Raw genomic sequence first — 12,734 nt, 5'->3', positions numbered from 1 at the left:
TCCTCCACACCTACAACCACCACCGCTGCCACACCGCACTCGGCGGCCAACCACCGATCAGCCGTGTGAACAACCCTGCGGGTCAATACACCTAGAGGTCGCCGAGCAGCCGGCACAGGTCCGCGAGGTCGCCCGCCGCGCCCGCGCGCTCCAGCAGGCTCAGCGCGTTGACGTAGTGCTCCTCCGCCTCCTCGGTGTCCCCGGCGTCCTGCGCGATCAGGCCGAGCAGCCGGTGCGCGCCCGCCGCGTGCACGGCGCCGCGCTCCGGGTTCAGGGCGCCGAGCAGGGCGCGCAGCATGCCCGCCGCCTCCCGCGTACGGCCCAGGCGGCGCAGCACATCGGCCAGTTCGACCTCGACCTGCTGCGTGTACAGGGCGGCACGTTTGGCGGAGAGCATGTCGCGCGCGGTGCGCAGTTCGGCCTCCGCGTCGGGCAGCCGGCCGGCCTGCGCGTGGACGTAGCCGCGCATCCAGTGGCAGTGCGCCAGCTCGGTACGGATCTGGAGCTGCTGGTACAGCTCGGCGGCCTGCGCCGCGCGCGCGTGCGCGCCGAGGTCCATGTACGGGGCGATGGACGCGGTGTAGAGCAGCACGATGGCGTCCGGATCGTGCAGACCGCCCGTGTTCAGCTCGTCCAGCGCGGTCTCCAGCAGGTAGCAGGCGTAGCGCAGAGAGCCGGAGAGGTAGTGGACGAGGGCCCGCGCACGGATCACCGGCGCGCGCTGGGGGAGCGGGGCGCCGGCCGCGCCGAGCAGGTGTTCCGCGGTGTCGAAGTGGTCGCGGGCGGCGGCCAGTTCGCCGCTCTCCAGGGCGCATTCGCCGAGCCCCAGTTCGGCGGAGGCGCCCTCGGCGGGCAGCTCCTCGCGGCGCGCCTCGGCGGCCAGCTCCGCGTACAGCAGCGCCGCTTCGTCGGCCGCCCCTGTCGCCAGCGCGCGCTGCGCCTCCGTGAGCCTGAGCCGCAGGCGGGTGGCCAGGTCTCCGGCGCCCTTGAGGGAGATCCCCGGCGGAGGCTGCTTGCAGTACGGGTTGCGCAGTTCCCCGCGCCCCTCAGGGAGTTGGCCTGAGTGCCGACATCCAGCCCCTCCGGCGATTGAGGAGCGGGGTCTGGGGCAGCGCCCCAGAGTGCGGGGTGCGTCGTGGCCGCTCGCGCAGTTCCCCGCGCCCCTGACGGGGCTGACCTCAGCGTGCCTTCCCAGCGGCAGCGTCCGCCGCGCCCCCGAGGGGGCTGACCTCAGCGCAACCCATGTCGCCGCGCAACCATCCGTTCCGTCGCCCCCCTGGGAAGGACCCGCCGCAGCGCGAACACCAGCGCCGCATTGCTGCCCACGGCATACAGCGGCCGCGGCCGCGGCGCCTCGATCGCGGTGACGATCCGCGCGGCGACCTTCTCGGCGCTGATCCCGGCCGCCTCATTGGCGTCGAGATGGGCCAGCATCGTGTCGTAGGCGGCCCGGAACGGCGAGCCGACGCCCACGTACTGGGTGCGCCGGGCGCTGATCCCGGTGGCGATGGACCCCGGCTCCACGGTCGTCAGATGGACGCCGAAGGGCGCGTACTCGCGGCGCGCGGCATGCGCGAACCCCTTGATCGCGGCCTTCGAGGCGACGTACGAGGAGCGGTGGGCGAGCGGGAAGCTGGCGAGCATCGAGCCGACCATGACCACGCGCCCGCGCCGCCGCTCGCGCATGCCGGGCAGCAGGAGCTGGCTGAGCCGGACCGCCCCGAACACGTTGAGCTGGAACAGCCGCCGCACCGCGTCCATGGGCAGTTCCTCGAACGGCCCGCTCTGCGACTCGCCCGCGTTGTTGACGAGCACGTCCACCGCGCCGGCCGCCGCCGCGCACGCCGCGATGCTGTCCTCGTCGGCGAGGTCGAGCGCCAGATACGTCACCCCGTCGAGCGGCTCGGCGATCTTCCCGGGGTCGCGGCTGGTCCCGTACACGCGGTAGCCGCGCCGGACGAGCGCGGCTGCGGTGGCCGCGCCGATGCCCGAGGACGCGCCCGTGACCAGGGCCGTGCCGCGCCCGGCGGCCTGCCCGGCGCTCACGCGAGGCTCCGGGCGAGGGCGCGTCCGGCGGCGCGGCCGGAGAAGATGCAGCCGCCGAGGAAGGTGCCTTCGAGCGCGTTGTACCCGTGCACGCCCCCGCCGCCGAACCCGGCGACCTCCCCGGCCGCGTACAGCCCCTCGAACGGCGTGCCGTCCGGCCGTACGACCTGCGAGTCGAGCGTGGTCTCCAGGCCGCCGAGCGTCTTGCGCGTGAGCACGTGCAGCCGTACGGCGATCAGCGGGCCCTGCGCCGGATCGAGCAGCCGGTGCGGTTTGGCGACGCGGGTGACGCGGTCGAAGAGGTACGAGCGGGCGTTGCGGACCGCCATCAGCTGGAGGTCCTTGGAGTAGCCGTTGGAGATCTCCCGGTCGCGCGCGACGATTTCCCGTTCGACCTGCTCGTACGACAGCGGTGTCTCCGGGGTCAGCGCGTTCATCCCGGCGACGAGGTCCTTGAGGTCGCGCCGTACGACGAAGTCCTCGCCCCGGTCGAGGAACGCCTGCACGGGCCCCGGCGCGCCCTTCTTCACCCGCTGGAGCACCAGCTTCAGGTCCTTGCCGGTGAGGTCCGGGTTCTGCTCGGAGCCGGAGAGCGCGAACTCCTTCTCGACGATCGCCCGGGTCAGCACGAACCACGTGTGCCCGTGCCCGGTCGCCGTGATGTGCCGCAGCGTGGCGAGCGTGTCGTGGCCGGGGAACAGCGGCGCGGGCAGCCGCCGCCCCCGCGCGTCGAGCCAGAGCGAGGACGGCCCGGGGATGATCCGGATGCCGTGGCCGGGCCAGATCGGGTCCCAGTTCTTCAGGCCCTCGGTGTAGTGCCACATGCGGTCGCGGTTGACGAGGGAGGCGCCCGCCTTCTCGCTGATGCCGAGCATCCGCCCGTCGACGTACGCGGGCACGCCCGTCACCATCGACGCGGGCGGCGCGCCCATCCGCTCCACGGGCCAGTTCTCCCGTACGAGATCATGGTTGCCGCCGATGCCGCCCGAGGTGACGACGACGGCCTGCGCGCGCAGCTCGAACGCGCCGGTCGCCGTCCGCGAGGAGGGCGCGCCCCGGCCCGCGTCCGACGGTTCGAGGACGCTCCCGCGCACGCCGACCGCGGCCCCGCCCTCCACGATCAACTCGTCGACGCGGTGCCGGTGCTTGAAGGTGACCAGGCCCCGCGCGGCCGCGTCGAGGACCGGCTCGCGGAAGACGCGCACGACCTCGGGCCCGGTGCCCCACGTCAGGTGGAAACGCGGTACGGAGTTGCCGTGCCCGGTGGCGGTGCCCGCGCCGCGCTCGGCCCAGCCGACGTTCGGCGTGACGCGCAGCCCGAGCCCGTGCAGATAGGCGCGCTTCTCCCCGGCCGCGAACCGCACGTACGCCTCGGCCCACTTGCGCGGCCAGTGGTCCTCGCGCTCCCGGTCGAAGCCGGCCGAGCCGAGCCAGTCCGCGAGGGCGAGTTCGTAACTGTCCTTGATGCCCATGCGCCGCTGCTCGGGGCTGTCGACGAGGAAGAGGCCGCCGAGCGACCAGAACGCCTGCCCGCCGAGGTTCGCCGCGTTCTCCTGGTCGACGACCAGCACCCGCTTGCCCCTGCGGGTCAGTTCGTACGTGGCGACGAGCCCGGCGAGTCCGGCTCCCACGACGATGACATCGGCGCTGTCCGCGCTCATCGGCTCTCCCTCGGTGTGCTGTAGGCGTTCAGGACGTTCAGGAACAGGGCCTGGCGGCGGGCGCGTACGGCGTCGTCGTCCGGCTGGAGCAGCACCTGTACGGCGGTGCCGTCGTGGACGGCGACGAGCGCGTCACCGAGCGCCCGCTCGTCGGGGACCTCGCGGCCGGTCCGGGCGAGCGCGGCCACGAACACCGGCAGGACGGCCTCGCGGATCGCGTCCTCGCGGGCGGCGACCACCCGGCGCAGGCCCGGGGTGCGCAGGGCGTGCGCGGTGAACTCGGCGGTGATCCGGTACCAGGCGTCGTCCGTCGGCGTCGCGTCGATGGCGGCGCGGACGGCGGCCTCGGGGTCCTCCGGGTCGAGCCCGGCGAGCGCGGCCCGTACGCCGTCGACCATGCGCGCCGAGCGCTCCTCCCACAGGGCGAGGAACAGCTCGTCCAGGGAGGAGAAGTTGGAGTAGAAGGCGCCGCGCGTGAAGCCGGCCCGCTCGCAGACCTGCTCGACGGTGGTCCGCCCGAAGCCGACCTCGGCGAAGACGGCGAGCGCGGAGTCGAGCAGCCGCTGCCGGGTCCGCTCACGCCGCTTGGTCACGGGCATGTGTGCCTCCCTCGTCGGATACAGGAACGTATGCGATACGTTCCTGTATCCACAAGGGTGTGGACAGACCTCGGTTCCGGCCGGTGCGGGCCGCCGCCCGGCTCAGACGAAGATCTCGGTGAACGACCAGATCGCCAGCGCCAGCATGCACACCCCGCCGATGCGCTGCACGGTCTTCAGCGGGACGCGCTTGGCGATGAACCGGCCCGCGATCAGCGCGAGCCCGGAGACGGAGATCAGCGCGGCGAACGAGCCGATGGCCGTGGACCAGGTGCCGCTGGTCGCGGCGAGGTTGGCGGTGGTGATCTGGGTGAGGTCGCCCCACTCGCCGATGAAGACGGCCATGAAGGCGGTGCCGAACACCGGCCAGAACCCGGTGACGGTCTTGCTGCCCGCCGCGTCCTCGCCGTCCTCGTCGTCACCGCCGCGCAGCAGCATGAACGCGCCGAACAGGAACATCAGGCCGGAGACCAGCTTCACGATCCACCCCGGCAGCAGCCCGAGCAGCGAGCCCGCGCCGACGGCGATGGCGACGTGCACCGCGAACGCGGCGGAGGTGCCGAACCAGACGTACAGCGGCTTCATCCGCGTGCCCATGGCCAGCGAGGCGAACATGGTCTTGTCCGGCAGCTCGGCCAGGAAGATGAGCCCGAAGGCCGTGACGATCGCCAGAGGATTGAGATGCATCGGAGAGCGGTGCTTTCTGTACGGGCCGGGTCTTCGCGTACCCACCCCGTGCTCAGGAGGACCACTCGACCCGGCAGTGGACACACGTATGCGGTACGTGTGCTGCTGTGCCAGATCGAAGGTCTCGCCCGCCCGGACCGGTCACGGCCTGGGCCCGGCCACCGGGAACCCGGGGGTTCCAGTGTGTCGACGACCGGTTCGCGGGGCTACTCCCCTTCGCTTGCGCCTTCAAGAGTACACGCGGGGGAGCCGGACCCGGGCGGGCGGGCGGGCGAGCGGGCGCTACGGCCGCGCCTTCGGTGCGCCGCGCCTTGCCTACGCGGGGTCGACGTCCCAGTCGAGGTTGTCGTCGGAGACGTCCACGACGCGGCCGGTCGCGCCGTCGAACTTGGTCTCGAAGGTGATGTGGTCCTTGAAGCAGAGCGGGGTCACCCAGCCGAGGCAGCTCTCGAAGACGGCGGTGTTGCGCAGCCGCCAGCGGGCGGGGGAGGACTCCAGGACGGTCCCGGTGTTCTCGACGCTGTCGAAGTCGGCGCCGTAGAGGATGTCCCCCCAGGTCGTGGTGGACGCCTGGAGCTGGGTGGTGGTGCCGGTGGCGAGCGCGCCGGTGGCCGGGTCGGCGCAGCGTACGAGGGTGAGGCTGAGGTCGGCCGCGTTCGTGCCGGCGGCGGCGTTCACGACGTGGTAGCGGAAGACCTCGGAGGTGCAGTTCGGGTCGGTGGCGTGGGCGGTGCCGGCGAGCAGGCCGGTCGCGGCGAGCGTGGTGGCGGCGAGTGCGGCGCCGGCCTTGATCCTGAACGCGTTCACGGTGATTCCCCCTGTTCCGTGGCCCGGCCGGGCGGTCCTGCCGGGCGGGTGGGTCCAGGGTGGGCGGGGCCGCGCGCGGCGGGTGGCATGTCCACGTAACGCCCACGGAAAGGGGGCGGAAAGGTCACGCGCTTCCCGCGTCGTTCACCCGGTGAGAGGGTGGGCGGGTCCCCGCACGAGAGGCAAGACCGCGTTGAGCACCGGAAGTTACTTCGAGTCCGCCGGCGAGGGCCGCTACGTCCCCACCCCGCACGCGAGCGGCGCCTGGGCCCCCGACGAGATCCACTTCAGCCCCCTGGGCGGCCTCGTCACCCACGCCATCGAACGCCACCAGGCCGCCCGCCCCGACCTCGAGCTGTCCCGCGTCAGCTTCGACATCCTCGGCAAGCTCGCGCTGGAGGAGGTCTCGATCGAGGTCGATACGGTCCGTCCCGGCCGCACGATCGAACTGGTCGAGGCCGTCGCCACGATCGCCGGACGCCCGGCCGTACGGGCCCGCGCCTGGTACCTGGCGACCTCCGACACGTCGAAGGTCGCGGGCGGCCCCGAGGACGCGGGGGGCGCGGGGGGCCTCTCCGGCACCGGGGGGCGGCTGCCGCACCCGGACACCCTCCCCTCCTGGCCGATGCGCGAACTGTGGCCCGGCGGCTACATCGACTCCCTCGACGTCCGTCCCGTCGGCACGCCGAGCCCCGGGCGCACCACGGCGTGGATCTCGACGCCGCTGAGTGTGGTGGCGGGGGAGGAGGCCGGCCCGGTCGCGTCCTACGTGGCGCTCGTGGACACGGCCAACGGGATCGCGGTACGGGAGTCGCCGAAGGAGTGGCTGTTCCCGAACGTGGACCTCACCGTCCACTTCCATCGCCGCCCCGAGGGCGCGTGGACGGGCCTCGCCACGACGGTGACGTTCGGCCCGACGGGCCTGGGCGTCACGTCCACGACCCTGCACGACACAACGGGCCCGGTAGGCAAGGCCCACCAGTCCCTAACCCTCCGCCCCACCCCCTGACCCCCACCAGGGGCGCGAGGAACCGCGCACAGCAACTCCCGCCGGCCTCAGCCCACAATCCAGCCGCTCAGCCCAGCCCCGCCGCCTGAGGGGCGCGAGGAACCGCGCACGGCACCTTCCGCCCGGTCACCCAAGAAATCCGGCGCTCAGGGAAACCCCACCAGGGGCGCGAGGAACCGCGCACACCAGCCTCCGCCCCGTCACCCAAGAAATCCGGCGCTCAAACCAGCCCCGTAAGGGGCGCGGGGAACTGCGCGAGAACCCCCACCGCCCCGCACGAAACCGCACACCCAAACCGCAAAACGCCCTCCCCGCCGACCCCGCCGGCGACCTCAGCCCGCGTTCTCGGACACGGCAGAAGCACCGGCACCGGCCCCCGCACCGGATTCCGCAGCGGCCCGCCGATACTCCGCATTGATGCGCTGCGCCTCTTCGAGCTGGTCCTCAAGGATCACGATCCGGCACGCGGCCTCGATCGGGGTCCCCTGATCGACCAGCTCACGCGCGCGCGCCGCGATCCGAAGCTGGTAGCGGGAGTAGCGGCGGTGCCCGCCCTCGGAGCGCAGGGGCGTGATCAGCCGCGCCTCACCGATGGCGCGCAGGAATCCGGGCGTGGCGCCGATCATCTCGGCGGCCCGGCCCATCGTGTACGCCGGGTAGTCGTCGTCATCAAGACGCCCCAGGGCGTTTTCTGCCGTCATTTCACCTCTCTGCGGACGCGGGTCGCGGACGCGGAACGCGTTGAGGGGCCCTGGTGCCGTACGGCACCAGGGCCCCGAAGGAACTACTACACCATCTGCCGACCATGATGCCGCGTCGGCCTTCTGTTTCCGCGTGCCCGTCCGGGTTTCCGGAGGGGTCGCGGGGATCGCGGATGCGTGACCGGAGACCACCTGCCTATCGATGTCCTGCGGTACCCGGGCTCAATGCAGGCAGCCCAGGCGATCCTGATGGCGATCGATTCCTCCGTTCTTTCCCTCTGACTTCGTACTTCCTTGCCGGTGGCGGCCCCTGATGACTGCGGGCCACCCGGTCCGGCGGTCAGCCCCGTCACCGTCATCCGACAACTGTGGCTTCGGAACTCCACCGCCGCACCGTGCTGCGTCTTGCTCCCGGCAGTTCGTGTCTGCCGGGCCCTTCTTGATGCTCGATCTTCGCTACACCAAAAACCCTAACCGCATGATCCGCCAATGTCTACCTTGACGAGCATAGATTTTTGGGCGGGCTCCGCTGAGGAAATCGCACCCGCCTGCCCCTGATCCGTACATGACCACACCGCCCGCGCCACGAGCCGCCCACCCGCCACACGCGTGAGGGCCCGACCGAATCAACCGGCCGGGCCCTCAGACACGTACAACGACTACTTACTGCTCACTGCTCACTGCTCACCGCGCAGGCGGTACTGCTCACTGCATACGGCTCAGGCGGCGACCTGCGCCCCACGCCCGCCCAGATCCCGCAACCGCACCCGGTCCGTGTACCCCGAGCCGTCCCGCACGGCGGTGAGTCCGGCCAGCGTGACCAGACCGGTCCGCCGCCCGTCGTCGTCGCACACGAGCAGATGCCGTACGCGCGCGCCGGCCATCACGGACAGCGCGACCTCGACGGTCATGTCGTCCCAGATCCGCGGCCCGGCATCGGCGTACGAGGGGTCGAGCGGCGGGGCGACCGGCAGGGGGAGCAGCGGCAAAGGATGTCTCCTGACAGAGAGGGCAGAGAGGGAACGGCTTCCGTTGACGGGTGGACGCGAGGACGCGAGGTCCTACGCGGCCTGCCCGGACTGCCCGACCGGCCCGGCACCCCGCTGCCGCTGGTCGGCACGCTGCCGGGCGCCGGAACGCGCACCGCTCCCGGCGGGCCGGCGCCGACGCCCACGCGAACCGGACCCGGAACCGGGCCCGCGCTCCGCGCGCTCGGCGGGCGGCGAGGTGATGACGACGGGCACGCCGGAGGGCGTACGCGCGCCGGTGATCCGGTGCAGTTCGGGCTCGCCGGAGCGGACCTGGGTGACCTGCGGCCTGATCCCCGCGTCCGCCATGAGCCGGACCATGCCGCGCCGCTGCTGCGGGGTGACGAGGGTGACGACGCTCCCGGACTCGCCCGCGCGGGCGGTACGGCCGCCGCGGTGCAGGTAGTCCTTGTGGTCGGTGGGGGGATCGACGTTGACGACGAGGTCGAGGTTGTCGACGTGGATGCCGCGCGCGGCGACGTTCGTGGCGACGAGCACGGTGACGTGCCCGGTCTTGAACTGCTTCAGGGTGCGCGTGCGCTGCGGCTGCGACTTGCCGCCGTGCAGCGCGGCGGCCCGCACGCCGCTGGCCAGCAGGTCCTGGGTCAGCCGGTCGACGGCGTGCTTGGTGTCCAGGAACATGATCACGCGGCCGTCGCGGGCGGCGATCTCCGTGGTGGCGGTGTGCTTGTCGGAGCCCTGGACGTGCAGCACGTGGTGCTCCATCGTCGTGACCGCGCCGGCCGACGGGTCGACCGAGTGGACGACGGGGTCGGTGAGGTAGCGGCGTACGAGCAGATCGACGTTGCGGTCGAGCGTGGCGGAGAACAGCATCCGCTGCCCCTCCGGCCGCACCTGGTCGAGCAGCGCGGTGACCTGCGGCATGAACCCCATGTCGGCCATCTGGTCGGCCTCGTCGAGCACGATGACGCCGACCTGGTTCAGCCGGCACTCGCCGCGGTCGATGAGGTCCTTGAGCCGCCCGGGCGTGGCGACGACGATCTCGGCGCCGCCGCGCAGCGCGCGGGCCTGCCGGCCGATCGACATGCCGCCGACGACGGTCGCCAGGCGCAGCTTCACGGCCCGTGCGTACGGGGTGAGCGCGTCGGTGACCTGCTGCGCCAGCTCGCGCGTCGGTACGAGGACGAGGCCGAGCGGCTGATGCGGCTCGGCATGCTGTCCGGCGACACGGGAGAGCAGCGCGAGGCCGAAGGCCAGGGTCTTGCCGGAGCCGGTGCGCCCGCGGCCGAGGATGTCGCGGCCCGCGAGCGAGTTCGGCAGGGTCGCGCCCTGGATCGGGAACGGTACGGAGACGCCCTGCCTGCCGAGTTCGGCCAGCAGCGGCGCGGGCATGTCGAGCGCGGCGAATTCCTCGACGGCCGGGATCGACGGGGTGATCGTCTTGGGGAGCGCGAACTCTCCCGAGGGCCCGGAACTCCGCCGGGAGGGGCCCCCGGAACGGGCGGGCCCACCGGAACGCCGGGGCGCCGGCGAACCGGCGAAACGGCCGCCGCCCTTTCCGCCGGAGGCGCTGCCGAATTTCCGGGCGCGGGTGGAACGGTCATTCGTACGTGTGCGGTTCACTGAGGGAACCTTCCTCGATGCGGTGCATATCAAGGAATTCCCGCAGTTGCGTACAGCGCAGAGAATTACAAGTATGGACCGGATTAAAACGTGGGGCGCCGCAGGCGGACTCACTGCGGACTCGCTTACGAAAAAAAGAAGCTGGGGCCGCACCCCGAAGGATGCGGGCCCCAGCTTCGAACTACGCGTCAGCGTCAGGCGGGAACGATGTTCTCGGCCGTCGGGCCCTTCTGGCCCTGCGCGATGTCGAAGGTCACCTTCTGGCCCTCAAGCAGCTCACGGAAGCCCTGGGCGGCGATGTTCGAGTAGTGGGCGAAGACGTCAGCGCCGCCACCGTCCTGCTCGATGAAGCCGAAGCCCTTTTCCGAGTTGAACCACTTCACGGTACCGCTGGCCATGTCTGTCTCCTTTGGGGCAGTGCATCGGCGCCCGCACTTTACGGACACCGTGTCGCCGCGATGATCACCCCGCCGGACAAAAAGGCCGGTAACACGAAAGTGCCCCGGTCGGCAGAACCGCCCGGAAGCACTTGAAGTCTTGGGAACCACAACTGCAACTGAAACGACAGTAGCACGCCAAGACCCGCCCCGTTCCGCACATTCTCCCCACCCCAAAAACCCTCCGACCCCGCCCCACTAAACCCTCCCCCGGCGAACACAGAATTCCTCGACCCACCCCACCCCCGAACCTCATCCACCCACCCTCCCCTCCACCCCCACCCACCCCATGACCAGCCCAAATAAACCCCACGCAAAAACCCCCGCCCCACCCCCAACACCCCCCACGCACCCCCAGAAAAAAATCCCGCCGCCCTCCACGCCGACACCACACCCAAGCCCGCCCGCCCCCCGAGCACCCGCCACCACGACGCCACCACCCCCCCTCCACGACCAGGCGACCCCACCTCCGCCGCCCGCCCGCCCACCCACCGAGACACCCCGCGCCCGCGCCCGCGCAACGCCAGAGGGCCGGTACTCAATTGAGTACCGGCCCTCTGACCTGCTACTTAGCTGTCGGGGTGGCGGGATTTGAACCCACGACCTCTTCGTCCCAGATGAGGTTCGGGCCGATCTTGCCAGTATGGATGGTGTTTTCCATGGTCAGCGCGTTGGGCTGGCGGGCTCTCGGGCGGTCTCGAAAGGGCTCGGGAAGCGGTTTGGCTCCCAGATGGCTCCCAAGGGAACCGCAGCCAACAGCCGCTGGGACCGCCTGTCCCGCCGCATCGGCAGGCGCGGAATCCGTTCGCGCGACGCTCCTGCGACGGGCTCAGATCACCGTTGAGGGAGCGTGCTTGCTCAGGTAGCTCTTGAAGGTCTTCCTGATCTCAGCCTGGAGATAGCCTGCCTGCGGTGAGTTGGGTACCACGTCGGGCTCGAAGCCTCTCTTTCGGGCATCGAGGTACCGCACGATGCTCGACGATCTGGTGTTGGCGACGAAGATTTCGTTCTGGGTGCGGATGTCGGCGCGCAGCCCCTCGAAGTTCCGTGCGAGGCCGATGCCGAGGTTGGAGACGTAGTACTTGCACTCGACGATGAGGACGCTCTGACTGCCTCGTGGTGCGATGCCCTGCGCTCGGCTCAGGGCGGCTTCCTCGGCCGGCAGCACCAACACGTCGCACTCGTGCAGGACGCCCGACGAACCGGTCACGTAGACGCCGAGGTGGACTTCAAGGGCCGGAGCACCGTCGAACTCGATCACGGCGTGGGTGAAGGGCTGGCTGTCGCTGTACAGGTGACCGGGCCCCGTCCGGAAGACAAGGTTGCCGGCCTTCGCCCCGTATACATCTTCGTAGGTGACATTGGCGCCATGTCGACTCGCGGTGGCGACGATGAGGGAGAAGATGAAGCCCTCGTAGACGTCGGAAGGCTTCGAGGCGGAGTCGTACGACACGGCGCCCGCAGCCAGAAGGCTCTTGACCTCGTTCACCAGGTCATCGACCGTGCTCAACTGACTACCTCCCTCGTCACTTCGCCCAGCAACTGGCTGACGCGTGTACGTCGCTCCGTCGGCACCCGATCTCCCTGGAACTCAGTTCGGCTACGGCGCGACCGAGCGCTTTCGTCCGGCTCGAATACGACCCCCGCAACCGTGCTCCGGCTGCCGGCGTCGCCCTCGGGCTCGGTCTGGAGCGTCTTCAGCACCTCCAGTTCCATTTCAGGCAGGTCGACGAGTACTCGCCTCACCGCATCCAGGAGCAGCTGGACACGCTCTTCATCCGTCATGGCTCGCGTTGCGATGACCAGCGTTCCTCGCTTGCGCGATGCCTCGAACTCGACGAGACCAAGCACGCTGCGGTCCACGACCTCATATCGAAGCGCTGCTGCGGCCGGGCTCGTGCCAAGGACGTCATCACCGCGGCGCTGTTGGCGTCGGCGGAGGATCTTCTCCTCAGGCACTCCCGCGGCGATTGCCGCGTCGACATCGTCGAGCACCCAACTCAGAGCGGTATCTCGTAGCGCTTCGCGGAGCTGTCGCTCCACACGGCGTAGTTCGACCTGGTTCATGTCCCCCTCGTATCAGGAGTCTTCGTGTGAGGTAGCCAGCAAGTCAGCGGCTCCTCTCTTATATCCAGTGCAAATGGCCCTGGGCGTGTCGTTCGCGGGCTGACCAGA

12 protein-coding genes and 1 pseudogene are annotated in these 12,734 nt (G+C 70.9%); 1 reads left to right on the top strand and 12 read right to left on the bottom strand.

Going from position 1 to position 12,734, the window contains the following annotated elements; all coding sequences use genetic code 11:
- Positions 1 to 94: 94 nt before the first annotated feature.
- The 6 genes and pseudogenes from ACZ7LY_RS20495 to ACZ7LY_RS20470 all read right to left on the bottom strand — a co-directional run.
- Positions 95 to 973 (bottom strand): annotated as a pseudogene (locus tag ACZ7LY_RS20495) (tetratricopeptide repeat protein); the annotation flags it as partial.
- Positions 974 to 1,230: 257 nt separating this feature from the next.
- The gene (locus ACZ7LY_RS20490; RefSeq protein ID WP_471626052.1) at positions 1,231 to 2,046 is read right to left on the bottom strand and encodes an SDR family oxidoreductase; all 816 of its coding nucleotides are present in this window, start codon (positions 2,044 to 2,046) and stop codon (positions 1,231 to 1,233) included.
- Positions 2,043 to 3,707, bottom strand: a complete 1,665-nt coding sequence (locus ACZ7LY_RS20485; RefSeq protein WP_471626051.1) for an FAD-binding dehydrogenase — start codon at positions 3,705 to 3,707, stop codon at positions 2,043 to 2,045. The genes ACZ7LY_RS20490 and ACZ7LY_RS20485 overlap by 4 nt, the downstream gene beginning before the upstream one ends.
- Complete coding sequence (locus tag ACZ7LY_RS20480; RefSeq protein WP_471626050.1) at positions 3,704 to 4,306, bottom strand: TetR/AcrR family transcriptional regulator; 603 nt, start codon at positions 4,304 to 4,306, stop codon at positions 3,704 to 3,706. The genes ACZ7LY_RS20485 and ACZ7LY_RS20480 overlap by 4 nt, the downstream gene beginning before the upstream one ends.
- A gap of 102 nt (positions 4,307 to 4,408) precedes the next feature.
- Positions 4,409 to 4,993 carry a TMEM165/GDT1 family protein gene (locus ACZ7LY_RS20475; protein WP_471626049.1) on the bottom strand — a complete coding sequence of 195 codons (585 nt, stop codon included), beginning with the start codon at positions 4,991 to 4,993 and terminating at the stop codon, positions 4,409 to 4,411.
- Positions 4,994 to 5,308: 315 nt separating this feature from the next.
- Positions 5,309 to 5,800, bottom strand: coding sequence for a hypothetical protein (locus ACZ7LY_RS20470; RefSeq protein ID WP_471626048.1), 492 nt, complete (start codon positions 5,798 to 5,800; stop codon positions 5,309 to 5,311).
- 193 nt (positions 5,801 to 5,993) lie between these two features.
- Between ACZ7LY_RS20470 and ACZ7LY_RS20465 the strand changes: the two genes are divergently transcribed.
- Complete coding sequence (locus ACZ7LY_RS20465; RefSeq protein WP_471626047.1) at positions 5,994 to 6,809, top strand: thioesterase family protein; 816 nt, start codon at positions 5,994 to 5,996, stop codon at positions 6,807 to 6,809.
- Positions 6,810 to 7,141: 332 nt separating this feature from the next.
- Here the strand turns inward: ACZ7LY_RS20465 and ACZ7LY_RS20460 are convergent, their stop codons facing one another.
- The 6 genes from ACZ7LY_RS20460 to ACZ7LY_RS20435 all read right to left on the bottom strand — a co-directional run bounded on the left by ACZ7LY_RS20460 (position 7,142) and on the right by ACZ7LY_RS20435 (position 12,626).
- On the bottom strand, positions 7,142 to 7,510 hold the full coding sequence (locus ACZ7LY_RS20460) for a MerR family transcriptional regulator (RefSeq protein WP_471626046.1): 369 nt from the start codon (positions 7,508 to 7,510) through the stop codon (positions 7,142 to 7,144).
- A 719-nt stretch (positions 7,511 to 8,229) separates the two neighbouring features.
- Entirely contained in the window at positions 8,230 to 8,421 is a 192-nt protein-coding gene (locus ACZ7LY_RS20455) for a CBS domain-containing protein (protein ID WP_471626062.1), read from the bottom strand.
- Between the two features lie 150 nt (positions 8,422 to 8,571).
- Entirely contained in the window at positions 8,572 to 10,122 is a 1,551-nt protein-coding gene (locus ACZ7LY_RS20450) for a DEAD/DEAH box helicase (protein WP_471626045.1), read from the bottom strand.
- 194 nt (positions 10,123 to 10,316) lie between these two features.
- Positions 10,317 to 10,520, bottom strand: coding sequence for a cold-shock protein (locus ACZ7LY_RS20445; RefSeq protein WP_093766428.1), 204 nt, complete (start codon positions 10,518 to 10,520; stop codon positions 10,317 to 10,319).
- A gap of 868 nt (positions 10,521 to 11,388) precedes the next feature.
- A complete protein-coding gene (locus ACZ7LY_RS20440) occupies positions 11,389 to 12,069 on the bottom strand; it encodes a hypothetical protein (RefSeq protein WP_471626044.1) in 681 nt (226 codons plus the stop codon).
- A complete protein-coding gene (locus tag ACZ7LY_RS20435) occupies positions 12,066 to 12,626 on the bottom strand; it encodes a hypothetical protein (protein ID WP_471626043.1) in 561 nt (186 codons plus the stop codon). Before ACZ7LY_RS20435 ends, ACZ7LY_RS20440 begins: the two co-directional genes overlap by 4 nt.
- Positions 12,627 to 12,734 lie beyond the last annotated feature (108 nt).

This window comes from Streptomyces sp. NPDC107550 (assembly GCF_055639095.1).
Note: the sequence above shows the minus strand (reverse complement) of the source record. Positions and strands in the feature narration are given on the sequence as shown.